Genomic DNA, 25,700 nt, shown 5'->3' on the forward strand with positions numbered 1-25,700 from the left:
CACGACAACCCGGCAACCGCCGCGCGCCGTAGCGTCTCGCGCACCGTCGAGGGCGCAGTCCCAACCCGCACCGCAATCGACTTGTGCCCAAGTCCTTGCTCAAAGCGATATCTCAATATCTCGCGGACACGCCGCATCTCCACTCTCTCCGCAGGCATCCCGTTCCTTCCTCGTCAACGTCCAAGGAAGAAACTTCACACCGGCAGACCACCCTTGCCAGATGCCCGCCAAAGGGGGCGCAATCATCTCGGAATAAGGGGGCGACTATTTCTCGGAATTGGGGGGCGACATCATTTCGGAATCAGGGGGCGGATTGCCTCGGAATTTGCATTCTATCGGCGGAAAACAAGCGTCAGCTTTGGATCCCGGAGGGATTTGCCCATGGCTTCCTGACATTGAGCGATCACGCCGAATTCGTTTACAAGACCACGAACTACTATGCGCGAGAGAGCGACCGCGGCATTTGCTGGAACGACCCGCAAATCGCCATCGATTGGAAACTTCATGATCAGCCGATACTCTCGTCGAAGGATCAGTTCCAACCTTGCCTCACAGATGCTGAATGCTTCGAGTGAAGTACTTCGGTATGATTATTCGCACTGAGAAAAGCATCCTCAAAGCTTAGCGCAAGAGGTCAGTCTGCGCGCACCCTTGGCGCGCAGCGGATGTTCTCTTAGACGTAAGGCCCGCTTCGATGAGCAGCTTACGCCGCTCCAGATTAGCTTACACCTAATATGGCCTTGATAACCCCGGCCTCGGGCCGCAGCCATTCCTTGAAGAGCGCCGGTCCATCGTCCAGCGAACCCTGATGCGTGTTCAGCGCCGCCGTGGGTACCTTGCCGCTTTCCATCTGCTTTACAACCTCCGCAAAGTCGTCCGGCTGCGCATTCCTGCTGGCAAAGAGCGTGGTTTCGCGCTTGTGAAACTCAGGGTCCGAGAAGGTAATGTCGTCGCGCACCACGCTGACGAGCACGTAGCGGCCGCCATGCGCGACAAAGCCGAAGCCGCGTTGCATGGCTTTGGCGTTGCCGGTTGCGTCGACGACGACGTCGAAAAAGTCGCCGTCGGTCAGGCGTTTTGCTTTTGCTTCCGCGTCGTCATTGGCAAGCAATGTCCCGTCGGCACCGAGTGCGGCGAGGGTGAACTCCAATCGGTCTTCGCGTATGTCCATCACGGTGACATCTGCACCGCGCGCCTTGGCGAAAATAATGGCGGACATGCCGATTGGGCCGGAGCCGACGACAAGGACGCGGTCCTTGGCCGTGATGCCGCCTCGCTTGACGCCGTGGGCACCGATCGCCAGGAATTCGATCATGGCGGCTTCGTCCAGCGAAGCCTTGCCGGCCGAGATGACATTCTGCTCCGGAAGGCACATGAATTCCGTCATACCGCCGTCGCGATGCACGCCAAGCACGGAAAGGCTCTGGCAGGCATTGGTCACACCGCGCCTGCAGGCGACGCATTTGCCGCAGGCGAGATAGGGAACTATGTAGACGTTCTCGCCATTCTTGAGGCGGCTCGATCCATTTGCATCCTCGACTGTGCCGGACAGCTCGTGCCCCATGACACGTGGATATTCGAGAAAGGGGTGCTTGCCCTGATAGATGTGAAAATCCGTGCCGCAAATGCCGACGCGTCTGATGCGCACCAAGACCTCACCCTCTGTTGGAGTTGGGACATCGCGCTCGATTAGCGAGAGACGGCCGGGTTCATTGCAGATCAGTGTTCTCATGATGATGCACTTTCGAAAGGCCGGCGTGCCGGCCGTTGGTGTTACAAAATAGGTGTCTGGCCGACGTCGCGAGGCGAGACCCAGGCTTGGTTCTGTTCATTCATCGCGTGTCCGGTCGGATTTGCCGCCGTGGCTCGAAACATCATGGCGCAGCCTCAACCAGCGGGTAGCGCGCTGCGATTTCTCTCAGCACCGGCGCGCTCGAAGGACTGCCTGCTCTGCCCGCCCATTCCAGGAAGGCGTGAATGCGGCGGCCAACTTTTTCGCGATGATGCTGACTGATATCGGCGATGCGATGGTCCAGAAAGGGATTGCGGAAACGGTCGATCGTCGTCGCGACATAGCTCTGCGCCACGTCGCCCATGCCGTTTGCGGCAAAGCCGGGCAGCACTTCGCTTTGATAGAGCCAATCCAGCCTTGCGCGTATGTCCTTGTCGGCCAGTATCGCGCGCACGGTTTCCTCCGCTGGCCGGTTTTCGCGCTGCCAGATCTCGGCAAGGAAGGTGTGGCCGAGATTGAGGATATGCAGCTTCAGGCGCTCATAGGGTTCCAGATCATCGGTCAATACGATGTTTGCGTGGGTGCATGGCGGGCGAACGCCTGGAGCTCGCTTGATCGCCCACAGCGCATAGGGTTCGGCAACAGCGCCAATCGGCTCGATCGGCTCGGAAACGATTCGGTCGACCAGGGTCTCCGCGAAAGCGACGCTGTCATCGAGCCAGGTATAGAATTCAGCGGGCGCGGCGTTGAGTCTGGCGCTATCGATCACAGCATGTTTAAGGACGTGGCCATTGCCAGTGACGAGCTCACAAGGAAGGATCACCAAGGGGCGAGCGGATGCCTGCCAGCGCTTGACGAGGAGAGCTGCGAGCTTGGCGGGGAAGGATCTCGGAATCTGGCCATTCACGCCAAAGCCGTCTTCCTCTGGTTGGGTCTGGTAGCCGGTGTCGCCGGTATTGGAGATGATGAATTCGGCATCCTCGGCAAAGAGCTTTGAGAGCTCTTCCCAGTTTTCGTTGGCAGATAGACCGCGCTCGACGCTAGTGACTTGCACGGATTGCTCGACGGGCTGCCCTTCCGACATGCCACGGATGGCGACTGGATAGCCCTCCGCATTGTTGAAAGCTTCAACGCGCCCGCTACGGCTGCTGGCGCCTGAAACCTGAACAACGGTGATGGGGCCGACATCCTGGCCCGATTGCCGCGCTTCATGCACGAAGAACGCCGCATGCGCCTGTAGAAACCGGCTGGTGCCGAACTGGATGATCCGCGAGCTCACGCCAAGACCCTCTTATGCTCAATGCTGATAAATATGGTCGCTTGATCAGGGCGATATGCCGACTTCAAGCATTTCTCCCATAATATGTTTTTTATCTATAGAAAACAGTTAAGCGATCGGCAGTCAAATGTTTTTAATGGCAATAGATAAACGCTATGACGCGACACCCTCGACCGAACATCGTGAGCACGATTGCGTGTTTCGAGCAGCGCAACCATGAATTCGTATCGGCGGCTATTTGAAAACGCCGCTTAGAGCTGGGGCGCCGGCCGCGCGATTTTTCTCTGGGGTATCCGACCCTTGCCGCCACGTTCTGGCGCTATTTCTTCATGAAAATCACAATAAAATGTCATAAAATTTGTGATTTTGTCATTTCTATTTGTTATCAGCGCGGGGAGGTGATGCACTCCGAGTGCGAGCGTCGTGCTTGCCGGAGTTCGAGGCAAGCAGGATGTCGACAGCGAGTATTCTGTTTGTGCGGCGGCTCAAAGCAGATAGCATCATCCAAGCGATCATAACTGCCAACTATGACCCAGGGAGAGAGTTGAATGGCACGTATCACCTTAAGGCAATTGCTCGATCATGCCGCTGAAAACGGCTACGGCGTTCCTGCTTTCAATATCAACAACATGGAACAGGCGCTTGCCATCATGGAAGCTGCCGATGCCGTCAGCGCACCCGTGATCATGCAAGCGTCTCGAGGCGCAAGGGCCTATGCCAATGACATCATGCTCAAGCACATGATGGATGCAGTCGTTGAGATCTATCCGCATATTCCCGTTTGCGTGCATTTGGACCATGGCAACGATCCCTCGAGCTGTATGACGGCGATCCAGGCCGGCTTCACATCGGTCATGATGGATGGTTCGCTGAAGGCGGATGCCAAGACCCCGGCCGATTGGGATTACAACGTCGGCGTGACGAAGACGGTTACCGACATGGCGCATCTCGGCGGCATTTCCGTCGAGGGTGAACTCGGCGTGCTGGGATCGCTGGAAACCGGTATGGGCGAGGCGGAGGACGGTCATGGCGCGGAAGGCAAGCTGTCGCATGATCAGTTGCTCACCAATCCTGAGGAAGCGGTGAAATTCGTGCGCGAGACCAAGGTCGACGCGCTGGCGATCGCCATGGGCACGTCCCATGGCGCCTATAAATTCACCCGCAAGCCGGATGGTTCCGTGCTGGCGATGAATGTGATCGAGGAAATCCATCGCAAGCTGCCGACTACGCATCTTGTCATGCACGGCTCCTCCTCGGTTCCTGAGGAATTGCAGGAGATCATCAACAAGTATGGCGGTCAGATGAAGCCGACCTGGGGCGTGCCGGTCGAAGAGATCCAGCGCGGCATCAAGAATGGCGTGCGCAAGATCAACATCGACACCGATGGCCGCATGGCGATGACCGGCCAGATCCGCCGCGTGCTGCAGGAGGATCCGAGCGAATTTGATCCCCGCAAATATATGAAGCCCGCCATGGCTGCCCTGACGAAACTCTGCAAGGAACGCTTCGAGCAGTTCGGGACCGCCGGTCATGCCTCGCGCATCCAGCCACTGACAGTCGCCGAGATGGCCAGGCGTTATAAGTCCGGTTCGCTCGACCCGGTTTTCTCCTGAGCCAGTAGATCAGCGTGTCGCCGGGATTGCCGCCCGGCGCACGCCTTCTTCGGTCAGCACCTGACCGTGAAACTTTGCCAGCGACGTCACGACGTCGTCGATTTCCCTGCTCAGTCGCTGTGCATCCCATTGCAAGGCCACAGCTGCGATCGCGCCGATTTCACGCAAGCCCTGGATCGTCAAGAGACCTTCGATCGCCATTGTCGTGCGGCGGAAGACAATATCCGAGAGATGGACGACCAATTCTTGCCGCGAGATCCAATCGATCTCGAGCGTGCTATGGCGTTGCGCGCCGCTGATACGTTGGCTGTCGCTATACTCCGAACGATGGGCAAGGATCGCCGCTGCCGTCGTGCCGTATCTGCTCAACAGCTCATCGGCCCTGCTTGCCTCCACGCCGGTTTTTGCTGCCATCGATCGGATCCAGCTCGTACGCTCATGGGAGCCCACCGGATAATCCCGTCCGCCGCCGATGGCGAGGCGCTCGGTCGATCTCTTTCGGCTGCGTTGAAGGCGCGTCAGCACAGTATCGGCAACCTCCTCGGCAAAGCCGCGGAAGGTGGTCCATTTGCCGCCGACGAGCGAGATGATCGGGAAGGGGCGTCCAAGCTGCGGCTCGAAGATGGGTGCGGAGTGATCGCGGCTGATCAGGCCCGGTGACGAGGCGTCCGAGGCGGGCAGGGGGCGGATGCCGCTATAGCTATAGGTCACCTGGTCGCGCTCGAAACGCAGGCTCGGCAGAAGCGACCGCACGCTGTCGAGGAAATAGTCGATCTCATGTTCTTCGCAGCGCACATTGTCGGGGTCGTCGCAGGGAATGTCGGTCGAGCCGACCAGCGCTTGGCCGAGATAGCCATAGACGAGGCAGATGCGGCCGTCGTCGGCCTCGAAATAGATCATGTGGCCGTTCAGGCTGCGCACCAGCTCCGGATGATCGAGCAGGATGTGCGAGCCTTTGGTGCCGCCGATGAGATGATGAGCCGGTGCGCCGAGAGCGGCATTGACTTGATCGATCCAGGGGCCGGCGGCGTTGACGACGAGCTTCGGCTTGACCGAGAAGGCATATCCATCCGCGCGTTGGAAGGTCAGTAGGCCTTCTGCCGCGGAAACGAGCTTTGTGGTATTCGCCGCCAGCGAGCCCTTGTTCGCCTCAAGCCCATCATTGACCAATTCATAGACCAACCGCTCCGGTCGGCTGATCTTAGCGTCATAATAGATGCCGCCCGCCACGATCTGTGGTGTGACATGCGGCATTTCCTTTAGGGCGCGGCCCTTCAACAGGAACCTGTGGCGGGGCATGACGCGGTTGCGCGACCCGAAGAAGTCGTAGAGCGCAAGTCCGATCTTGATGAGCACTGCGCCACGGCTGCGCGGAGCAGTCGTCGATCCGACAAGCGTGCGAAGGGCCGCCGGTATACCACGCATCCAAGAGAAGATCGGCACGAATGTCGGTAGCGCCTCGACGCAATGCGGCGCGTTCTTCAATAGAAGGTTGCGCTCAAGCGCCGATTGAGCGACGAGTCGGAATTCGCCGGTTTCCAGATATTTCAGGCCGCCATGGATCAGCCGTGATGGTGCTGCACTCGTTCCAGAGCCGAAGTCGGCTTTATCGACGATCAGGCAGTTGATGCCCTGGGCCGAGAGATCGCGAAACAATCCGGCACCATTGACGCCGGCACCGAAGATGACGACGTCGATCCCTCCGTCTTGAAGTTGCGAGAAGCGTTGTTTCAGATCGGCGGCCATATCGGTCATAACATTATCGTCCTGCTGAACTGCCGCGAAAACAGCCGGTCTGCGCGGCGTAATTGGCGGTCTAGTCTTGGGAGTGTTGAACTGCGAGATTGCCGATCCGCGGCCAGAGCGGCGACATCGCCTCGGCGATGTCGCGAAAGAGGTCATAGCGGATGCGATAGGCGGCACTGCGGGCGGAATCGGGATAATAGGTTCTGGCGATCTTGCCGACATTTCGGGGATCGCTTTCCGGGTTGGCGTAGACGCCGATCCCGGCGCCGGCACAAAGTGCTGCACCCCAGGCGGCTGCCTCGTCGGTTTCGGTGACGGTAACAGGCATGCCGAACACATCGGCAAACATCTGCACAACGAGCGGATTGCGCGACACGCCACCCGCCAACCGTGCCTGATTAAAGGAAAAACCGTCACTTAGGGCATCAATGTGAATCTTGTGGTTGAAGGCGATGCCTTCAAGGACGGCACGCAGCATGTCGCCGCGATCATGCCAGCCGCCAAGCCCGAAGAAGCTGGCGCTCGCATCGGCGCCGTAGGGCGAGCCGAACAGATATGGATGGAATAGGGCGCTCGACGGACGGTTGAACGCAGCCTCGATTTCGGGCGCCAACACGGCGTGGATCGATTGGCCTGAAGCCTCTGCTCCTGTACGCTCGCCGGCGCAAAGCTTGTCCAGGAACCAGTCGTAATTGGCCGTCGATGCCGGTGAGATCGACATGTTATTCCATTGTCCAGGCGCGATGGCATTGCGGCAGAACCAGCGGGGGTCGGCGCGCGGCTCCGACGAAAGTGTCTCATTGATCGAATAGGTGCCGGCAATGACGGCGACGACGCCGTCGGCATACCCGCCAGCGCCAAGGGCGGAGGCGGTCACATCATGCAGGCCGGCAACAACGGGCGTGCCCTCGGCAAGGCCCGTCCGCCTCGCGACGGCTTCGGTCACGTATCCCACAACCTCGTCGGATCGCGAGGCAGGCGGCAAGGCACCGATCATCTCACCGAGGTCGAACAGTTTCAGGGCATCCGGCGAATAGTCCTGCGTCGAAACATTGGTAAAGGAGGTGCTGGCCTCCGTCCGGTCGGTGCCGGCAACGCCAGTCAGGCAGAAGCGTAGCCAGTCTTTGCAGCTGAGGATATGCCCGATTTGTGCAAAGCGCTCGGGCTCATTGGCCTTGATCCAGGCAAGCAGCGCTGATGGGGCCGAGACATGCGGCAATTGACCGGTGAGCGTCAGGGCTTCGTCGGCAAGCGGGCTGTTCAACCATTGTTCGACGATCGACCGGGCGCGACTGTCGAGGGAAAGAATGGCGCGCCCGAGCGGCTTCTTGGCCTTGTCGACCAGATAGATGCCATCGCCGTGGGCAGTGGCGGCGATCGCCTGAATATCACTGGCGGGGCGGTTGCTGAGCTTGATCGCCTCGGCTATGGCGTCGGCCGTTCGGGTCCAGAGTTCCTCCATGTCGCGCTCAACGTGGCGGGCCTTCGGCATGAACTGGGTCACACGGCGGCGGGCGACAGCAATCGGAGTTCCATCGATATCGAAGATGACGGCCTTGGTGACGGTCAAACCGCTGTCAATTCCGAGCAGACTCGGCATTCTCATTACTCCCGATCGTGAGCGACGTAAGGCGGCCCCTGCCGGAGCCGTCCGTCAGGATCGCTCCTTGTCGCCCTTGGCGACGACCACATTGATATTCTTGTTACGCATGCGCTCCAGATGAGCGGCAGGTGTCTTCTCGTCGACGATGACGACGTCGAATTCGCTCAAATGCGCGAAACTATGCAGGGCCCGTCGTTCGAACTTGGTGTGATCCATCAGCAAGATGCGCCTGGCCGAACTGTCGAACATCGCCCGCTTGATGTCGACGATCTCGGGCGATTGATGAAACACGACATCGTCGATGATGGCTGACATGGAAATGAAGGTAACGTCGGCCCGCAGCCGGTTGATCTCGTTGATGGTCATGCGCCCCATGAAGGCGTTGCACCAATTGTAATACTGCCCACCAAGCGCCAGCAGGTTGACGTCATGCATGTCCTTGAGCGCATTCATCAGCGTCAGCGAATTGGTAATCGCCGTCAGCGGAACTTTGGCCGGCAACTGCGAAGCCATCTGCAGGACGGTGGTGGAATCGTCGAGGAAGATCGCCTGGCCCGGCTCGATGAACTGCATGGCGGCGGCGGCAATCATCTTCTTCTCACTTGCCTGTCGGTTGGCGCGGTAGACGTCACTCGATTCAATCAGGCTGGTCGCGGCGGCGGAGACGATGCCGCGCGTCTTTCGGAACAGTCCTCGGCTGACCAGCTCGTCAACGTCGCGATGTGCCGTCATCAGGCTGATACCGAACCGATCCGTCAGATCTTCGATACGCATGGAACCTTCCGCCATGACGGCTTCGGCAATCATCTGGCGTCGGGCGATCTGACGGGAGTGCCGGCTGTCGCTCGGCAACTCGTCTTGCAGGAATGATACGGGGCTTGTCTTGTCTTTCACGTTGGCCTCTGGCGCTGTGCCTTGCGGATGTTAATTTGCTGCAGCGAATGTCATGCTATGGGAAAAGAATAGAAAGAACAATTCGCTACTAGGGTTTCCGCAAGTTGTGTCTGACGTTCAGCCAGGGTGCCGCCGATAGCGGTCAAGGGGTTGGGGACGCCGGCTTGCGGCGCCCCCGATGTCATTACTCGGACAGAACGAACGGTGCCGTGTACTTCGCGACATTGTCCTTGGTGATCAGGAGGCAATCGAAAAGCTGCTTTTCGCTCTTGGCGCCGGTCTTGCCGGTCTTGATGAAGCTATCGGCCTGTTTGACGGCTTCTTGCGAGAAGACGGCAACCGGCTGCAGAACGGTGTACTGCAATTCGCCGGACTTGATAGCGGCGACCGCGTCCGGCGAACCGTCGAAGCCGCCGACCTTGACGTTGGCGAGTTTGCCGGCTTCCTTGAGGGCGGCGATCGCGCCGAGCGCCATTTCGTCATTGCCGGAAATCACGCCGCTGATATCCGGGTGAGCCTGCAGCATGGACTGCATCTTGTTGTGGCCCTGGGTGCGGTCCCAGTTGGCGACTTCCTTGGCAACCTTCTGCAGATCGGGATACTGCGTCAGTACGGTTTCATAGCCGTTCGAACGGGTTGCGGCATTGTTATCCGAGGGAGCGCCGAACAGTTCGGCATATTTGGCCTTGTCGCCAATAGCTTCGACCCATTGCTGTGCACCGATGGCCGCGCCCTGGGCGTTGTTGGAGACGAGCTGGGCCTTGGCAAGGCCTTCCTGGTTGATTTCGGCGTTAACGAGGAAAACCGGGATGCCGGCGGCCACGGCCTTCTTGACCGCACCGACGGAACCATCGGCATTGGCCGGATCGAGGATGATGGCAACCGACTTGTTGGTAATCGCCGTATCGATCAGGTTGCTTTCGGTATTCGTGTCGCCCTTGTGGGCACCGACTGTTGCCGTGTAGCCAAGCTTTTCAGCGGTCGCCTTGGCGACATTGCCTTCCGTCAGCCAGTAGGGGTTGGACGGGTCGTTGACGATAACGGTAATCTGGCCGGCGGCCCATGCAGCTCCTGTTAGAAGCGGTGCCACAGCAACCGCTGCCATGACAATGCGCAAACCTTTTTTAAACATTAGTCTCTCTCCCTTTTGATGAGCTCTGGTGATGCCGGCGAACCGGCCGTTCTTTCTCCGGCCGATGCATTTCATCGGTCGGTGACAAGGTCGTATGGAAGTGTCAGCCGGATTTGGTCCGCCGTCCGTACTGGATGCTGTTCATGAGAACGGCGAGCACGATGACCGCGCCGGTAAAGACTGTCTGCCAGTAGGCCGAGACGCCGATGATCACGAGACCGTCGGACAGGAAGCCGATGACGAAGGCGCCGAGCATGGTGCCACGCGTCGTGCCGCGTCCACCCGTCAATGCGGCACCGCCGATGACGACAGCGGCGATCGCCGTCAGCTCGTAGGTGGTGCCGGCGGTGGGGCCTGCGGAGGTCAGCTGTGAGGAGAGCACCAGGCCTGCGATAGCGGCGCAGACGCCCGACAGGACATAGACGACGATCTTGACGCGCTTGACCGGCACGCCGGAAAGATCGGCCGCACGCTCGTTGCCGCCTGAGGCATAAAGCCAGCGGCCGAAGGCCGTGCGGCTGAGGACGAGGCCACAGATGATAGCCAGTGCTGCAAGCACGATGACGCTGATCGGAATGCCGGCAAGCCGATTGAAGCCGAGCCAGCCGAAGCCGGTATTGCCGAGCTCCGGACGACCGCCAAGATTGTTGTAGGTAAGACCGTTGGTCATCAGCAATGCGATGCCGCGGGCGACGTAGAGCACGCCGAGCGAGGCGACGAAGGCGGGGACGCGCAGATAGGCAACCAGCACGCCGTTGACGGCGCCGATGACGGCTCCGAAAGCGCAGGTCAAAACGACGACGGCCCAGACTGGCGGATAGAGAATGACGCCAAGGCTCGAAAGAGTGACGCCCTGCATCAGGAAGCCGGCGGCGCAACCGGCAAGGCCGAGCGTCGAGCCGACCGACAAGTCGATGCCGCCATTGAGGATGACGAGCAACATGCCAATCGCAAGGATACCGAAGATGGCCACATGCGAGGACATGGTCAGAAAGTTGCCCAGCGTGAAGTAATTGGGCGACAGAAAGGAGAAGACCGCGATGATGACGATCAGCGCGAAGAAAGCGCGCCCTTCAAGGATCAGCCGTACGATATTGAAGCTTCGCCGCTGTTCGTTCGAAATGGGTTTCTTATCTGTGATGTTCGTGACTGACATAATCAGTGCTCCATGAATGCGGCTAGTGCGCGACCACTGCTTCGCCAGAGGCGGCCATGATCTTTTCCTTGGGGACGTCGGGACCGAATTCGGCTGATATCTTGCCGCGGTGCATGACGATGATGCGATGGGCGATGCTTAGGCATTCGGCGACTTCCGACGTCGAATAGATCACCGCCAGACCTTCCTTGGCGCGCTCTGCCAAAAGCTTGAAGACCTCGGCCTTGGCGCCGATGTCGATGCCGCGGCTTGGCTCGTCGAGCAGGATCACTCTTGGGTTCGTCGCCAGCATCTTGCCGATCACGACCTTCTGCTGGTTGCCGCCCGACAGCGAACCGATCGCCGCAGCGCCGCCATCGGTCTTGATGTGAACCTTGCGGATGGACTGGTCCACCAGTGCCCGCTCGCGGCCGCCTGAGGTGAACAGACCCTTGGTGAAGGCGCCGATGCTGGCAAGCGACAGGTTCGAGCCGACGGTCATCGTCTGGACGAGGCCGTCGCGCTGCCGATCTTCAGGCACCAGGACCAGGCCCTGCGCGATGCGGCCGGCGATGCTCAGGCCGCCAATGTCGGTGTTGCCGAGCAGCACGTGGCCGCCGCTCGATCTCAGGCGTCCAGCCACGCATTCGAGCAATTCGGTGCGCCCGGCACCCATCAGGCCGTAGATGCAGACGATTTCGCCGGCGCGGACCTGAAGCGACATGCGATCGACCGCATTGTAGGCGGCGCCGGACGGGCCTGGAACGGTGAGGCTATCGATCGTCAATGCGACGCTGCCCATCTTGTGGCCGGCCGGCGGGCTGCCGAGATCGAAATTGTCACCGACCATGTTGCGCACGATCCATTCGAGATCGATGTCCGTGCGCTCCGCATAGGCCGTCATGTTGCCGTCGCGGAGCACCACGGCGTGGTTGGTGATCTGGAGCGCCTCTTCGAGATGGTGCGAGATATAGACGATCGATACGCCGCGCTCCGTAAGGTCGCGAATGACCTTGAACAAGACCTCGACTTCCGTGGCGCTGAGCGCCGATGTCGGCTCATCCATGATCAGAATGCGTGAATTGACCGAAAGAGCGCGGGCAATTTCGACGATCTGCTGCTGACCGAGACGCAGATCCTCGATCGGTGTGAGCGGATCGATATTTTCTTCCAGCTCCTCCATCAGGACCCGGGTCTGACGCTCTTCTTCGGCAAAGTCGACCACGCCGCCCTTCATGATCTCGCGGCCCATGAAGATGTTGTCGCGAACGCTGAGATTGGGCGCCAGGCTCAATTCCTGGTGAATGATGGAAATGCCGCAGGAGCGCGCATGGGTAGACGAGGCGAAGCTGATCGGGCTGCCGTCGAGGATGATTTCACCAGAGGATGGCTGGATGACGCCGGAAAGGATCTTCATCAGCGTCGATTTGCCGGCGCCATTCTCGCCAAACAGCGTAGTGACTTCGCCGCGCCGAATATCGAAGTTCACGCCTTTGAGCGCATGGACACTGCCATACGACTTAGCGACGTTGCGGGCAGCGAGAACGACTTCGCCCTTTGCCACTCCATTTTGCGGGGCCTGGCTCATTTCACATCGACCTTTACCGGCGTGACAAGCCAGTTCTTCGGATTGATGAGCTTGAAGACACCGACAATCTTTGCAGTCTTGCCCGTCAGCTTCTCAGGATCGATGCTTCCAAGGGTTGCCTTCTTCATCTCGTTGTTGATGGCGGAGCCGGCATTCTGATATTCGATCTGATTGGTGAACTGGCCGAATTCGATCTTGCCGGTTGCATCGCGCAAATCTGTACCATTGATGGCGGGGCCGGTTTGTATGCGGACGGTGACACCATCCGGCATGCCGTCGACCTTGAACTCGTTAAGGTTGGCCTTGCGGTCGCCAAACGTGCCGCTGAGCGAGACTGGAAGCACGGGGCCGGTCGTGGTTGCCACGCCATATTTCTCGCCGGCAATCTTCTTGTCGGCAAGCACGGCGGTGGCGAGCGCCACCGCATCGACGGCCCGTTGCGCCACATCCATCTGCACCTTCGGGAATTCCTGGGCGCCATAGGCATCAGGTTGGAAGCCCTGTTCGCGCACGTCGTGCTCGGAGCCGATCTTGACCACTTTGGTATCGGCGGCAATGGCGCCAATCACGATCACGATGGCGGCGGCGCCCGTTATGATCTTGAGCTTGGAGCCTGTCGGCTTGGCGGTTGCGTATTGAATTTGCGTATTCATGTTCAAACGACCTTCGGCGTATCGGCCGGATTACTTGCTGGAGAAAGAAAGGCGCTGCGTTCCCGGCAAGGATCTATCGAAGACCGTTGCTGCCCATTAGAACATGCGGGCACTCCGCTAGGCTTCGCTTCAAGCCGTGATTGGAAAGGGAGTTCGACATCGGGATCCTCCTCAGCATATCGGGTGACCGTCTCCTCCAGTCATCCGTTTCGCTTCTGCAGCCGCTGATCTGCGGCCTTTGTGATAGAGTTGTGTTAATAACTGTATTTTGTATGTTATAAATTTCAGAGCCTGTCAATCGCCAAATATCGTGTTTCCTGCGTTCGTCATCATCTTGCAAGTTAACGTTCGCTGCCTTTGGTGGGCTGCAACTTTAGCTTGGAAAATCAAGCTTGAGATCGCCATCTCCGCCGCTGATGCGGTGTTGGCTTTGTGCAAAGCTCGGAAATAAGCCATTGATATAGAGCTATAATAGCAAAAAATATGGCGGGTTCGCCGACTCTCCGCGCGGATCACGCTTCTGGCGTATCACGCAATGGAATTCCCTTCCTCGGCTGGCTGCGACGATTCCTCCTAGGCATGATCGGGGAGTTGGCAATGCCTATTTTATATGAAAAAAATTACAACACCAGAAAATTTTTACTGTGACAATGATAGCTTTATGTTATAAGTGGGCAATCGCGTTACTGGATTGCGATTGGGTGAGGGGTGATCATGCGATCGGTCTTATTGTCTGGTCGTGGTGTGGGCACCTTCGCAGCGAAGGCTCATGTCAAAGGGCGAGCCGGGAGGAATGAGATGTTTTCTGTGAATGCTTGCGTCCCTGTCGCAGGGCGCGTGGTGATGGGATCGGCGCGCAATGCCTAAGAGTGACGGGATCATCATTGGGATCGATGCGGGAACCTCCGTCCTCAAGGCGGTCGCCTTCGACTTGTCTGGTCGGCAGATAGCTTCGGCGTCAGCCCGAAATCGATACGAGACGGGCGAAGATGGTTCCGTCACGCAGTCGTTGGGCCAGACCTGGTCCGATTGCGTCAGTGCTCTGCGCGGTCTTGGCGAAACGGTGGTGAATCTTGCCTCTCGCACCGCAGCCATAGCCGTGACCGGGCAGGGGGATGGCACATGGCTCGTCGGCGCCGGCAACGCTCCGGTTGGAGACGCCTGGCTCTGGCTCGACGCGCGTGCCGCGCCGACCGTGACGCGGCTGAGCGCCGGGTCCGGCAACCGCGCCCGCTTCGAGGCGACTGGCACCGGGCTCAATACCTGCCAGCAGGGTGCGCAGCTTGCCCATATGGATCGCCTCATGCCCGAGCTTCTCGATCGGGCAGAGGCGTCACTGCATTGCAAGGATTGGCTTTATCTGAACCTGACCGGCATTCGCGCGACCGATCCGTCGGAGGCAAGCTTTACTTTCGGCAATTTCCGCAATCGCCAATATGATCCGGTTGTGATCGATGCTCTCGGTCTTGCACGCAGGCGTTCGCTTCTGCCTGAGATCATCGACGGCACCGAAATCAGCCATCCCTTGACCGCCGGGGCGGCAAAAGCGGTTGGATTGCTTGCCGGAACTCCGGTGTGCCTCGGTTATGTGGATATGGTTATGACCGCTCTCGGCGCCGGCGTGCGCACGGGCGGTCAGAACGCGGCCTGCTCGACGATCGGTTCGACGGGCGTGCATATGCGCGCCAAGGCCGTCCCCGACGTTCAACTCAATGACGAGGGGACCGGTTATGTCATTGCCTTGCCGATCCCGGGCATCGTCACGCAGGTTCAGACCAATATGGGCGCGACGATCAATGTCGACTGGATCCTGCGGATAGCGGCGGATCTGATCTCTGAGGGCGGTCGCCAGGTTTCCTATTCGGACCTCATTCCGCGTATCGATGCCTGGTTTGCCGAAAGTCGCCCGACAAACCTTCTCTATCATCCCTATATTTCCGAGGCCGGAGAGCGCGGCCCCTTCGTCAATGCGCATGCGCGTGCCGGCTTTACCGGGCTTTCGACACGTCACGGCTTCGCCGACATGCTGCGCGCTGTGATCGAAGGGCTCGGCATGGCAACGCGCGATTGTTACACGGCCATGGGCGATATGCCGTCTGAATTGCGCATCACGGGCGGTGCTGCCCGCTCGCGCGCCTTGCGCGGTTCCCTGTCCGCAGCCGTCAATGCGCCGGTGAGAATTTCCGACCGCGAGGAGGCGGGAGCTGCCGGCGTCGCGATGATGGCGGCGGTTGCGGTCGGCGCCTATCCGGACATGGACAGCTGCATTGCCGACTGGGTGACACCCTTGCTTGGTGAAGCCGAAGCCCCGAACGCCGGGGATGCCGAGCGCTACGACCGCCTGTTTGACGCCTACAAGGATGTACGCGAAGCGATTGCGCCCGGCTGGGACAAACTTGCCCTGCACTAGCCAGCATAGCGCCCCGCTGCCCGTGAAGTTTGATTTGATGATGCCAGAGGCATCCGAAGGAGCACGACATGACTGAACCCGAAATCTTCGATCTCTTCGTGATCGGCGGCGGCATCAACGGTGCCGGCATTGCCCGCGATGCGGCCGGACGAGGCCTCTCGGTGATGATGTGCGAGAAGGGCGATCTGGCGGAAGGAACGTCGTCGCGGTCCGGCAAGCTGGTGCATGGCGGCCTGCGTTATCTCGAATATTACGAGTTCCGACTGGTGCGCGAGGCCCTGATCGAGCGCGAAGTGCTCCTCAATTCCGCAAGTCATATTATCTGGCCGATGCGTTTCGTGCTGCCGCACAGCCCGACGGATCGTCCTGCATGGCTCGTTCGCCTTGGCCTCTTTCTCTACGACCATCTCGGCGGCCGCAAGAAGCTGCCGGGCACGCGTTCGCTCGATCTGCACCGCGATCCCGAGGGAGCGCCTATTCTCGATCAGTACTCCAAGGGCTTCGAATATTCCGACTGTTGGGTCGATGACGCTCGCCTTGTTGTCCTCAATGCGCTCGATGCCGCCGCCAAGGGCGCGCAGATCCTGACACGCACCGCCTGCATCAGTGCCCGTCGCGATCAGAGCGGCTGGACCGTTCAGATGCGCGACCAGCATTCCGGCGAAGTGCGCACTGTGCGTGCCAAGGCGCTGGTGAATGCGTCGGGACCCTGGGTCAACGACATCATCCATCGCGTTGCCGGCTCCAACAGCAGCCGCAGCGTCCGGCTCGTCAAGGGCAGCCATATCATCGTTCCGAAGTTCTGGAACGGACAGCAGGCCTATCTGGTCCAGAACCACGATAAGCGCGTCATCTTCATCAACCCCTATGAAGGCGACAAGGCGCTGATCGGTACGACCGACATTCCCTATGAAGGCAGGCCCGAAGAGGTGAAGGCCGACGAGAAGGAAATCGATTATCTGATCGCGGCCGTGAACCGCTACTTCAAGGAAAAGCTGCGCCGTTCAGACGTGCTCGAAAGCTTCTCCGGTGTGCGGCCCCTGTTCGACGACGGCAAGGGCAATCCTTCGGCCGTGACGCGCGATTATGTCTTCGATCTCGACGAGACCGGCGGTGCGCCGCTTCTCAACGTCTTCGGCGGCAAGATCACGACGTTCCGCAAGCTTTCGGAGCATGCGATGCAGAAGCTTGCCAGGTTTTTCCCGAAGATGGGCGGCGACTGGACGCGCAGCGCCACTCTTCCCGGCGGTGAGATCCTGAATACCGACTATGTCGCCTTCACCGATAAGCTACGCACGGCTTATCCCTGGATGCCTCGCGCGCTCATCAATCACTACGGACATCTCTATGGCGCGCGCACCAAGCTGATCGTCGGCGACGCCCGTTCGCTTGAGGGGCTTGGCCGTCACTTCGGCGGCAATCTCTACGAAGCGGAGGCGCGTTATCTGGCCGCCTCGGAGTGGGCACAGAAGGCAGAGGACGTCCTCATGCGCCGCACCAAGGAAGGCCTGCGCATGACGGCCGAGGAGAAGGCGGCATTTTCCGCCTGGTTCGACGCCGAACTGGCGCTGGCCGCCTGAACATTGCCGGGAGACGACATCGATGCCCTTGACCCTGTCACTCAATACCAACCCGCTGGTGAACCGCTTCGCGGAGCCTTCAGACCTGATTGAAACAGTCGCTCGTGATCTTCGCATCCGCGATCTGCAGCTGACCCACGAATTCATCAATCCGAGCTGGCAGGCGTCGCTTATCCGCCGTCTGACGCGCGACATGCAGGTAGCGCTGAGGCGCACCGGCGTTCGCGTCACCTCCGGCATGACCGGTCCCTACGGCCGTCTCAATCATTTCGGTCATCCGGACAAGGATGTCAGGCGCTACTATGTCGACTGGTTCAAGACCTTTGCCGATATCACCGCCGACCTCGGCGGCCATTCCGTCGGTACGCAGTTTGCGATCTTCACCTACAAGGATTACGACGATCCGGCGCGGCGCGAGGAACTGATTGAGATCGCGATCGATTGCTGGGGCGAGGTGGCCGAGCACGCCCGGGCGGCCGGTCTTTCCTATGTCTTCTGGGAGCCGATGAGCATTGGACGCGAATTCGGCGATACCATTGAGGCATGCCTGTCGCTACAGAACAGATTGACGAAGGCGCCATTCGCCATTCCGATGTGGATGATGGCCGACGTCGACCATGGTGATGTCACTTCGGCCAATCCCGACGATTACGATCCCTATGCATGGGCACGCGCCGTTCCGAGGGTTTCGCCGATCATCCACATCAAGCAGAGCCTGATGGACAAGGGTGGACACCGTCCCTTTACGGCAGAATTCAACGCCAAGGGCCGCATTCAGCCGCAATCGCTGCTGAAGGCGTTTGCCGAAGGTGGCGCCAAGGATAACGAGATCTGCCTGGAGCTGTCGTTCAAGGAGCGCGAGCCGAACGACCGTCAGGTCATTTCGCAGATTGCCGAAAGTGTCGCCTTCTGGGCACCTCATATCGACACGGGCCTCAGTGATTTGCATATCTAGCTATAGAAATGATCTGGTCTCGAACCAGCAGTCAAATCGGTCACGAGGCGATGTCGAGGAAACCAAATCGGGATCTAGAAGTGGGCGGAACCTTATGCGTGAGACAATGAAAGGGAACGGTCTATGACGGATGCGGATGCTTCGCTCGCCGTGCGGGCGGCTTGGTTGCATTATGCCGGCGGACTGACGCAGTCCGAGGTGGCAAAACGGCTCGGTGTTCCCTCCGTGAAGGCACACCGGTTGATTGCGCGTGCCGTGGCCGACGGCGTCGTGAAAGTCACGATCGACGGCGATATTGTCGAGTGCGTCGAGTTGGAAACGGAACTAGTGGCGCGCTTCGGTCTGCAATATTGCGAGGTCGCGCCTGACCTTGGCGAAGACGGCTACGAGTTTCGCGCTCTTGGGCAAGCGGGTGCCGGATTTCTGCGCCGTGAGATCGAAAGCGGCAACAACAAGGTCATTGGCCTTGGCCATGGCCGAACCCTTTCTTCTGCGGTTCATCATATGTCGCGCGTCAGCGCCAGGGATTTGCGCTTCGTCTCGCTGCTCGGCGGGCTCACGAGAAACTATGCCGCCAACCCCTATGACGTGATGCATCGCATCGCTGAAAAGACCGGCATGCAGGCACATGTGATGCCGGTGCCGTTTTTCGCCAACACCCGCGAGGATCGCGATGTGCTGCTGGCGCAGCGCGGCGTGAGGGAGGTTTTCGATCTGGCAAATGGTGCCGAATTGAAGCTGGTCGGTCTGGGCACCGTCGACACGGAGGCGCAGCTCGTGCTCTCGGGTATGGTGGAACCGCGTGAGATCAAGGAAGTCACCGCCGCCGGTGGCGTCGGTGAAATCCTCGGCCACTTCTTCGACGCCGATGGCAATATCCTAGAGACGACGCTTTCGGCGCGCACTCTTTCGGCGTCGCTGCCGCGTTCGAAAAAGGAACGGCTGGTGGCGCTTGCCGGCGGGCTGCCCAAGGTCGAGGCCATTCGTGCGGTTTTGAAAAATCGTTGTCTCTACGGCTTGATTACCGATGAAAGAACGGCGCGGGCCTTGTTGAACGCATAGGCCGCCCTCGCTCCAGCAACGTGAATTCATCTCAATATCACAATACCAATGTTGAATTGTGATATATAAATGTTATATCTTCTTTGGTTCCATTGGCAAATAGCCGGAGAGCAAGGTGAAGCGAGAAGAGCGCCAGCAATTGATCATCAATTTGCTCGTCGAGCATAAGACCGTCGATCTCGACGATCTGGCCGATCGTTTCGCCGTGTCCAAGATGACCATTCACCGGGACCTTGACGATCTCGAGCAGGCCGGCGTGCTGCGCAAAGTTCGCGGAGGCGCGACGATCGATGCCGGCACGCAGTTCGAGAGCGATTTCCGCTTCCGAGAGCGGCAGGATCATGAAGAGAAGCTCAGCATGGCGCATTGTGCGCTGGATCTCGTTGAGCCCGGCATGACCGTTATGGTCAATGACGGGTCCATGGCCGCCGTTCTCGGCGAGATGCTGCTGCAAAAGCGCCCGTTGACGCTGATCACCAACAACGCAGCGATCATAGACCGCATGAAAAGCGAAAGCGGCATCACCGTGATCGCGCTTGGCGGCGTCTATTCCGCCAAGTTCAACGCCTTTCTCGGCGTCGTAACCGAGGAGGCGCTGTCGCGGCTGAGGGCCGACATCGCTTTTCTGTCGACGCCGGCCATCTCCGGCAGGCTTGCCTATCACATGGATGATAATGTCGTGCGCGCCAAGCGCGCCATGATCGCCTCAGCCGCCAAGAGCTGCCTGCTCGTCAGCCATCAACGCATCGGTCATACGGCCCTGCATGTGATGGCCGATCTCGCCGATTTCGATGCCATCATTACAGATCGCGCACCCGATGCCGCCATTCTCGATCAATTCCGTCGTGACGGCATCACTCTTACCATTGCTTCGAACCAGGATATGACATGACAGAGACGCCCCGCTATTGGATCGGCACCAGCTGGAAGATGAACAAGACGCTGGCGGAGGCGCGCGCCTTCGCCGAAGCCTTGCGTGCAGCCGATGCTCTTCGTGACGCGCGTATCCAACGCTTTATCATTCCGCCGTTCACGGCCGTTCGCGAAGTAAAGGCGATCCTGTCGGAAACCTCCGTCAACGTGGGCGCACAGAACATGCATTGGGCCGATCAGGGCGCATGGACGGGGGAAATCTCGCCGCTGATGCTGAAGGATTGCAATCTCGACATCGTCGAGCTTGGCCATTCCGAACGTCGCGAGCATTTCGGCGAGACCAACGAAACCGTGGGGTTGAAGGCCGAGGCCGCGGTTCGCCATGGTCTGATCCCGCTCATCTGCATCGGTGAAACGCTGGAGGATCGCGAAAGCGGTCGTGCAACGGAGATCCTGAGCGAGCAGGTTGTCGGCGCGCTCTCGCAGCTTTCTGCATCGCAGAAGCAGGCTGAAATTTTGCTGGCCTATGAGCCGGTCTGGGCGATCGGCGAAAAGGGGATTCCGGCCGAGCCTTCCTATGCCGATGCGCGCCAGGCCGAAATCATCGCGGTCGCGCAAAAGGTGCTCGGCCGAAAGATTCCATGCCTCTACGGCGGATCGGTCAATCCGCAAAACTGCGAAGAACTCATATCCTGCCCGAACGTAGACGGGCTCTTCATCGGGCGCTCCGCCTGGAACGTCGAAGGCTATCTCGACATTCTCGCCAAGTGCGCCGCCAAACTCTAAGGAGACACATCATGAAGCTTGCTATTGCTGGAGACAGCGCCGGCGAAGGCCTCTCCAAGGTTCTCGCCGATCACCTGAAGGACCGTTTTGACGTCAGCGAAGTGTCGCGCACGCAGGAAGGCGCCGACCCGTTCTACGCCAATCTCGCCGACCGTGTCGCCTCCGGCGTCATCGACGGCACCTATGACAAGGCGATCCTCGTCTGCGGCACAGGCATCGGCGTCTGCATCTCGGCCAACAAGGTGCCGGGTATTCGCGCAGCGCTCACTCACGACACTTATTCCGCAGAGCGTGCTGCGTTGTCGAATAACGCTCAGATCATCACCATGGGTGCCCGGGTCATCGGCACCGAACTTGCCAAGGCGATTGCCGACGCCTTCCTGGCGCAGAGCTTCGACGAGAAGGGCCGCTCGGCCGGTAACGTCAACGCCATCAACGAGGTCGACGCGAAGTACAACGCTCGATAAAGACCGTCTCCCAAGACGCGGAAAGCCCGGCCGCTCCTTCCGATCGGCCGGGCTTTCCTGTATCCGGCGCCGAGCTGACAGTCCGCTATCTGGCGCTTCGGCCCGCCAGCCACTGCTTGAATTCGACATTCGTGTCGGTCTGGATAGCACCGACGCCGGCTGCGACGAGCGCCCCCCAGACGCCATCGGGATACTTAAGAGCGCGGCTGTCGTTGAAATCGAGATTGTGGGAAACGTCGAGCGTATTGATCCACAGCCGAATGTTCTGGCGTTCGAGCTCTTCGCGGCCGGCCGCGAGATCAGCAATATCGGCAAACTTGACCTCGACCATCGGCGCGCGCAGCTGCTCGATCCGCCGCAGATCGTCGGCGAACTTGCCGGGCCTGACGGGGAACATCGGCATGTGTGCGATGGCGCCGAACCAGTCGGCGGTAAGCACCGGAAAGCTGCCGCTCTCAGGATCGACATCAGACTTGATGATGACGTGATCTTCCGCACCAAGCCGCCGGACCGCCGCAATGACCAGCGGCAGTTCGTGCGGGAACTTCGTATCAATATTGACGAAGACGCGGCCGCGCGCCTCTTCGAGAGCCTCCTCCAGCGTCGGCACTCGTTCGTCGGTTAGTGGTGCATCCTCGCCGCCGGCACCGGCGCGAAGGCGCGCATCGCGAACGGTTGAGAAGCTGCTGGCGCCGACCACGCCCTTGTCGGAGGTGGTTCGGTCGAGCGTCTTGTCATGGATGACGACAAGGCGGCCGTCAGCGGTCGCTTGCGTGTCGATCTCGACGAATTCGACGCCTAGCTCGGCAGCAGCCCGGATTGAAGCCAGCGAATTCTCCGGCGCTGCCGACCACAAACCGCGATGCGCGATGGTAAGAATGTCCGGATTGGAGCGAGACAGAAGGTCGTAAATGTCGGTGCGTGGCGCAAGAGCGGCGGTGGTCTGGCTGGACATGAAGGTGGCTTTCTTAAGCGAAGGGTTTTCCTTGGCGGTCGAGGAATGCAAACGCCAATGGTTCTGGCGCCGACCTTTCGCTTTGGGGACAGGCGGCGTAGTTGCCTATTAATACACATAGAGTGCAGTATTTGTGACAACCGTGCAGAAAGGCGCTATCGCTGGATTGCAAGCAGGCGTGCGAGAGGCTAAGGCGGGATTGCAGGATCGAGGATTAGGTGCATGATTGCGTTCGAGAAATCCCCGTTGGCGAGTGAAAACGAACGGCTGATCCTTGATATTGTTCGTCGCCATGAGCCGATTGCGCGCGCGCTGATCACAGGGCACACCAATCTCACGCAGCAATCGGTCCATCGCCTGGTGGAGGCACTGATTGCACGCGGTCTGCTCCGCACCGCGGCACCGCTTAGAGGCGTGCGTGGTCAGCCAAGTCCGACGATCGAACTGGTGAAGGAGGCGGTCTATTCCGTCGGCATTTCCATCAACACCGACTCAGCTATTTTGTCGCTTGCCGATTTCGGCTGCAACATCGTCGCGCAAGAGATGCTGAAGATGGTGCCGAGCGATCGCCGCGAAACGCTCGCCGCGCTCGCGGGAACACTTCAAGACCTCCTGGAAAGGCATGGCATACATCGTGATCGCCTGGTTGGGCTTGGTTTTGCCATGTCGGGCTTCTTCGTGCTCGACACGCATGTCTTCAACGCTCCCGAACCCTTGCGGGACTGGTCATTGATCGAACTGCGCCCGGAGCTGGAAGAGATTTTCAAGCTGCCGGTATGGCTGGAAAACAACGCCACGACAGGCGCGATCGGCGAGAGCCTGCGCGGGGTCGGGCGCTGGTGCCGAACCTTTGCCTATCTTTCCTTCAATTACGGATTTGGTGGCGGTCTCGTTCTGGAGGGTAAATCCTATGTCGGCTTCCACGGCAATGCCGGGGAATTCAGCATGATCTACACACCCGACGAAATGTCGCGGAGACCGGCCTTGCAATACCTGATTGCTGCTTTGCGTGAGAATGGCGTCCACATTGGCTCGATCGAAGAGCTGCGACAAAATTTCGATCCGGCCTGGCCAGGTGTGGAGGGCTGGCTCGCAGATACGATGCCTATGCTCGATCGATTGATCGCGGCATTAATCGGCGTGCTCGACCCGCAAGCCATTGTCTTTGGCGGGCAATTACCTCAGGAATTGGGGCGGATGATGATCTCCCGCGTGCTCATGCCATCTGAGCGTCGCCATCGCTATGGCGTCGCGCCAAATGAGGCGCGACTGGTCCTCAGCGAAACGAAGGGAGATGCCGCCACCCTCGAGGCGGCTTTACTTCCGTTAAAGTTCGTTTACTTTTTGTAACATTGCGGCCTTAATCGGCGCGCATTTGGGTGAGCAATGTGGCGCCGACCCCCGCGGACATGTGAACGGCGGACATAGCTAACCTCGGAAAGCAGGCCTTGGGCGCGACAGGAAACCGGATATCCGTTCCGCTGCATGACAGATTCAGCGGATTGTCAGAAGGCGTTGATAGACCACCGTCGGAATTTGCTGGACGACCGCAATTGGCGCGTAAGACTGCTATTATCATCGGCAATGGAAGGCTGGAGCGTGATCTTTCCAAGGTCATCGACGATGCCGAGTTTGTCATGCGCTTTAACGAGCCGAACCTCCTCGACGACAGGAGCGGCTCTCGCACAGATGTGCTCGTGCTGGCGGCGTCGAGCAAAGCTTTGCATAAGCGGATGGTCGATCCGGCCTTTCTGGAAAATGCGGCGCTCAAGTGCGCAAAAGTACTGATGCTCGCCTACCATCCCGAGATCATCCGCAAATATCACCCGCAGCCCAACATCTTCCAGCGCTTGAGGGGTCGAAGGGCCGATTGGACAGCGCAAGCGATTGAACTTATCGGGCATGCCGGCAAGGAGATCCGCATCATGCCGCCGCAATTCTATGCCGAGGGCTGTGCTGAGCTCGGTATTGCGGCGAACCAGATGCGGACCGTCTTTCCAAGCACCGGCTTTCTCGGCATCTGCTATGCTCTGGCCAATTTCCCCGCCTCCGAATGGGATATCCGCCTATGCGGCTTCGGTTGGAAGGGGTGGAGGCGGCACGACTGGCAGAGTGAGCGCGCCTGGGTCGAGGACAAGATTGCGAGCGGCCGCATCGGCATGCTTGCGTGAGCCAGGCGAGATCGACTTCATTCAGCTATGGATTTGAAAGGGCATGGCCCTTTATTACTGCCCTAACAGGCTGTTCAGCTCAGATAGCCTGTCATTGACCAGCCAGCCATAATAGTTCTCTTCCGGCAGCTTCTTCCCGCCGGACGCATCCGACGCTTGCCGCAGGGCAAGGGCGCGCCGGCGCGGTTGCCCGACATTATAGAGCGTGGCAGTCAGGCCGGGATTTTCACTGATATCAAAGCCCTGAGCGCGATAGACATCCATGGCATCCTTGACGATCGCTGCGATGTAGATGACGCTGCGGTCGGGATCCATGATATCACGGTAGATGGCTTGCGGATCCTCGGCCGATAGCTTCGGCAGGCCGCTGGTGGCATGCACGAGATCGGTGACCTCAAGCGCGGTCAGCGGGCTGATCTGACCAAGGCCAAAGGTTTGCCCCGCAAAAAACGGCTGAAAGAAAGCGCGCTGGAACGTCATGTTTTCATAGGTGACGCCGTCGATGACCTTGCCGCGAAAACTCTTGTCCCAGGTTTCGTCGCGGCATTCCCACAATTCGGCGCTGCCGGTGAAGGCGTCGCAATGGGCGAATTCCGGCTTCTTTATGAAGGACTGGACGCTCACATCCTTGTAGCTGAACTTGAAATCGGCCTGAGAATAGGCGAGGGCCTTTACGTAATAGGACTTCACCCTGTTGACGATCGTGATGTTGTAGGTGTGTTCACCAACAAGCGCGCCGACGATATGGATCGGGTCGATCCTATAGGCCTGTGCAGCCTTCTTGATCGAAGCGATCAGCTCCTTGTCTTCGCGAAGCACACCGACGATCTTCTGGTATTTTTCCTCGTAGCTCGTGTTGAAGGCCTTCGCCCGCAATGCCGATGTGTTGGGGATCGGCGGCTGTGTGCTGTTGCGATTGCCGGGCGGCACACGCACCAGATCATGCCCGAAAGAGGCGGCCGTCAGGGCAAGAACGAAAAGAAGACTGAGTGCCGGAATTCTCGACAGGCTTGTACGCATTCGCAAGTAGACTTTCAAAAATGTTCCCCGGCACGGGGATGATCTT

At 59.3% G+C, this 25,700-nt stretch carries 24 protein-coding genes; 12 read left to right on the forward strand and 12 right to left on the reverse strand.

Annotated features, from left to right (window positions below; all coding sequences use genetic code 11):
• The coding region (locus GA0061102_RS18285; protein ID WP_139115070.1) for a sigma factor-like helix-turn-helix DNA-binding protein at positions 1–137 on the reverse strand (137 nt) is incomplete at its 3' end.
• Here GA0061102_RS18285 and GA0061102_RS34065 point away from each other — a divergent pair.
• Entirely contained in the window at positions 84–575 is a 492-nt protein-coding gene (locus GA0061102_RS34065; protein ID WP_092851831.1) for a dTDP-4-dehydrorhamnose 3,5-epimerase family protein, read from the forward strand. The genes GA0061102_RS18285 and GA0061102_RS34065 overlap by 54 nt on opposite strands.
• 143 nt (positions 576–718) lie before the next feature.
• On the opposite strand, the gene GA0061102_RS18295 is transcribed toward GA0061102_RS34065, so the two are convergent.
• Positions 719–1,732, reverse strand: a complete 1,014-nt coding sequence (locus GA0061102_RS18295; protein WP_092851833.1) for a zinc-binding alcohol dehydrogenase family protein — start codon at positions 1,730–1,732, stop codon at positions 719–721.
• A 142-nt stretch (positions 1,733–1,874) separates the two neighbouring features.
• Complete coding sequence (locus tag GA0061102_RS18300; RefSeq protein ID WP_092851835.1) at positions 1,875–3,011, reverse strand: mannitol dehydrogenase family protein; 1,137 nt, start codon at positions 3,009–3,011, stop codon at positions 1,875–1,877.
• Between the two features lie 238 nt (positions 3,012–3,249).
• Here GA0061102_RS18300 and GA0061102_RS34070 point away from each other — a divergent pair, with 238 nt between their 5' ends.
• Positions 3,250–3,366 carry an SWIM zinc finger family protein gene (locus GA0061102_RS34070; protein ID WP_159432175.1) on the forward strand — a complete coding sequence of 39 codons (117 nt, stop codon included), beginning with the start codon at positions 3,250–3,252 and terminating at the stop codon, positions 3,364–3,366.
• Positions 3,367–3,559: 193 nt separating this feature from the next.
• Positions 3,560–4,624: a class II fructose-bisphosphate aldolase gene (gene fba / locus GA0061102_RS18305; protein ID WP_092851837.1), complete on the forward strand. Its 1,065-nt coding sequence runs from the start codon at positions 3,560–3,562 to the stop codon at positions 4,622–4,624.
• A gap of 9 nt (positions 4,625–4,633) precedes the next feature.
• Here the strand turns inward: fba and GA0061102_RS18310 are convergent, their stop codons facing one another.
• The 7 genes from GA0061102_RS18310 to GA0061102_RS18340 form a co-directional block, all read right to left on the reverse strand.
• Positions 4,634–6,379 carry a glycerol-3-phosphate dehydrogenase/oxidase gene (locus GA0061102_RS18310; protein WP_092851839.1) on the reverse strand — a complete coding sequence of 582 codons (1,746 nt, stop codon included), beginning with the start codon at positions 6,377–6,379 and terminating at the stop codon, positions 4,634–4,636.
• A gap of 61 nt (positions 6,380–6,440) precedes the next feature.
• On the reverse strand, positions 6,441–7,970 hold the full coding sequence (locus GA0061102_RS18315; protein WP_092851841.1) for an FGGY-family carbohydrate kinase: 1,530 nt from the start codon (positions 7,968–7,970) through the stop codon (positions 6,441–6,443).
• 54 nt (positions 7,971–8,024) lie between these two features.
• Positions 8,025–8,780: a DeoR/GlpR family DNA-binding transcription regulator gene (locus tag GA0061102_RS18320; protein WP_245298056.1), complete on the reverse strand. Its 756-nt coding sequence runs from the start codon at positions 8,778–8,780 to the stop codon at positions 8,025–8,027.
• Between the two features lie 271 nt (positions 8,781–9,051).
• A complete protein-coding gene (locus GA0061102_RS18325) occupies positions 9,052–9,999 on the reverse strand; it encodes a D-ribose ABC transporter substrate-binding protein (protein ID WP_167668014.1) in 948 nt (315 codons plus the stop codon).
• Between the two features lie 103 nt (positions 10,000–10,102).
• Entirely contained in the window at positions 10,103–11,155 is a 1,053-nt protein-coding gene (locus GA0061102_RS18330) for an ABC transporter permease (RefSeq protein ID WP_092851845.1), read from the reverse strand.
• A gap of 22 nt (positions 11,156–11,177) precedes the next feature.
• Positions 11,178–12,722, reverse strand: coding sequence for a sugar ABC transporter ATP-binding protein (locus GA0061102_RS18335; RefSeq protein ID WP_092851847.1), 1,545 nt, complete (start codon positions 12,720–12,722; stop codon positions 11,178–11,180).
• The gene (locus GA0061102_RS18340; protein ID WP_092851849.1) at positions 12,719–13,375 is read right to left on the reverse strand and encodes a DUF2291 domain-containing protein; all 657 of its coding nucleotides are present in this window, start codon (positions 13,373–13,375) and stop codon (positions 12,719–12,721) included. Before GA0061102_RS18340 ends, GA0061102_RS18335 begins: the two co-directional genes overlap by 4 nt.
• Before the next feature lie 859 nt (positions 13,376–14,234).
• On the opposite strand from GA0061102_RS18340, the gene GA0061102_RS18345 reads away from it, so the two are divergent.
• The 7 genes from GA0061102_RS18345 (at position 14,235) to derI (ending at position 21,508) form a co-directional block, all read left to right on the forward strand.
• Entirely contained in the window at positions 14,235–15,785 is a 1,551-nt protein-coding gene (locus tag GA0061102_RS18345) for an FGGY-family carbohydrate kinase (protein ID WP_092851851.1), read from the forward strand.
• 68 nt (positions 15,786–15,853) lie between these two features.
• Positions 15,854–17,365, forward strand: a complete 1,512-nt coding sequence (locus tag GA0061102_RS18350; protein WP_092851853.1) for a glycerol-3-phosphate dehydrogenase — start codon at positions 15,854–15,856, stop codon at positions 17,363–17,365.
• Positions 17,366–17,387: 22 nt separating this feature from the next.
• A complete protein-coding gene (locus GA0061102_RS18355; protein ID WP_092851856.1) occupies positions 17,388–18,320 on the forward strand; it encodes a sugar phosphate isomerase/epimerase family protein in 933 nt (310 codons plus the stop codon).
• Between the two features lie 123 nt (positions 18,321–18,443).
• The gene (locus tag GA0061102_RS18360) at positions 18,444–19,382 is read left to right on the forward strand and encodes a sugar-binding transcriptional regulator (protein ID WP_092851859.1); all 939 of its coding nucleotides are present in this window, start codon (positions 18,444–18,446) and stop codon (positions 19,380–19,382) included.
• Between the two features lie 115 nt (positions 19,383–19,497).
• Positions 19,498–20,274, forward strand: coding sequence for a DeoR/GlpR family DNA-binding transcription regulator (locus GA0061102_RS18365; RefSeq protein WP_092851862.1), 777 nt, complete (start codon positions 19,498–19,500; stop codon positions 20,272–20,274).
• Positions 20,271–21,041, forward strand: coding sequence for a triose-phosphate isomerase (locus GA0061102_RS18370; protein WP_092851866.1), 771 nt, complete (start codon positions 20,271–20,273; stop codon positions 21,039–21,041). Before GA0061102_RS18365 ends, GA0061102_RS18370 begins: the two co-directional genes overlap by 4 nt.
• Before the next feature lie 11 nt (positions 21,042–21,052).
• The gene (gene derI / locus GA0061102_RS18375; RefSeq protein WP_092851868.1) at positions 21,053–21,508 is read left to right on the forward strand and encodes a D-erythrulose-4-phosphate isomerase; all 456 of its coding nucleotides are present in this window, start codon (positions 21,053–21,055) and stop codon (positions 21,506–21,508) included.
• A gap of 85 nt (positions 21,509–21,593) precedes the next feature.
• On the opposite strand, the gene GA0061102_RS18380 is transcribed toward derI, so the two are convergent.
• Entirely contained in the window at positions 21,594–22,463 is an 870-nt protein-coding gene (locus tag GA0061102_RS18380; protein WP_092851870.1) for a glycerophosphodiester phosphodiesterase family protein, read from the reverse strand.
• A gap of 222 nt (positions 22,464–22,685) precedes the next feature.
• Here GA0061102_RS18380 and GA0061102_RS18385 point away from each other — a divergent pair, with 222 nt between their 5' ends.
• Positions 22,686–23,813, forward strand: a complete 1,128-nt coding sequence (locus GA0061102_RS18385; RefSeq protein WP_092851872.1) for an ROK family transcriptional regulator — start codon at positions 22,686–22,688, stop codon at positions 23,811–23,813.
• Between the two features lie 203 nt (positions 23,814–24,016).
• On the forward strand, positions 24,017–24,634 hold the full coding sequence (locus GA0061102_RS18390; protein ID WP_245298053.1) for a glycosyltransferase family 29 protein: 618 nt from the start codon (positions 24,017–24,019) through the stop codon (positions 24,632–24,634).
• A 54-nt stretch (positions 24,635–24,688) separates the two neighbouring features.
• Here the strand turns inward: GA0061102_RS18390 and GA0061102_RS18395 are convergent, their stop codons facing one another.
• Entirely contained in the window at positions 24,689–25,654 is a 966-nt protein-coding gene (locus GA0061102_RS18395) for a DUF1402 family protein (RefSeq protein ID WP_092851874.1), read from the reverse strand.
• Positions 25,655–25,700 lie beyond the last annotated feature (46 nt).

It is taken from the genome of Martinezella miluonensis, assembly GCF_900094545.1.
GTDB classification, from domain to species: Bacteria; Pseudomonadota; Alphaproteobacteria; order Rhizobiales; family Rhizobiaceae; genus Rhizobium; species Rhizobium miluonense.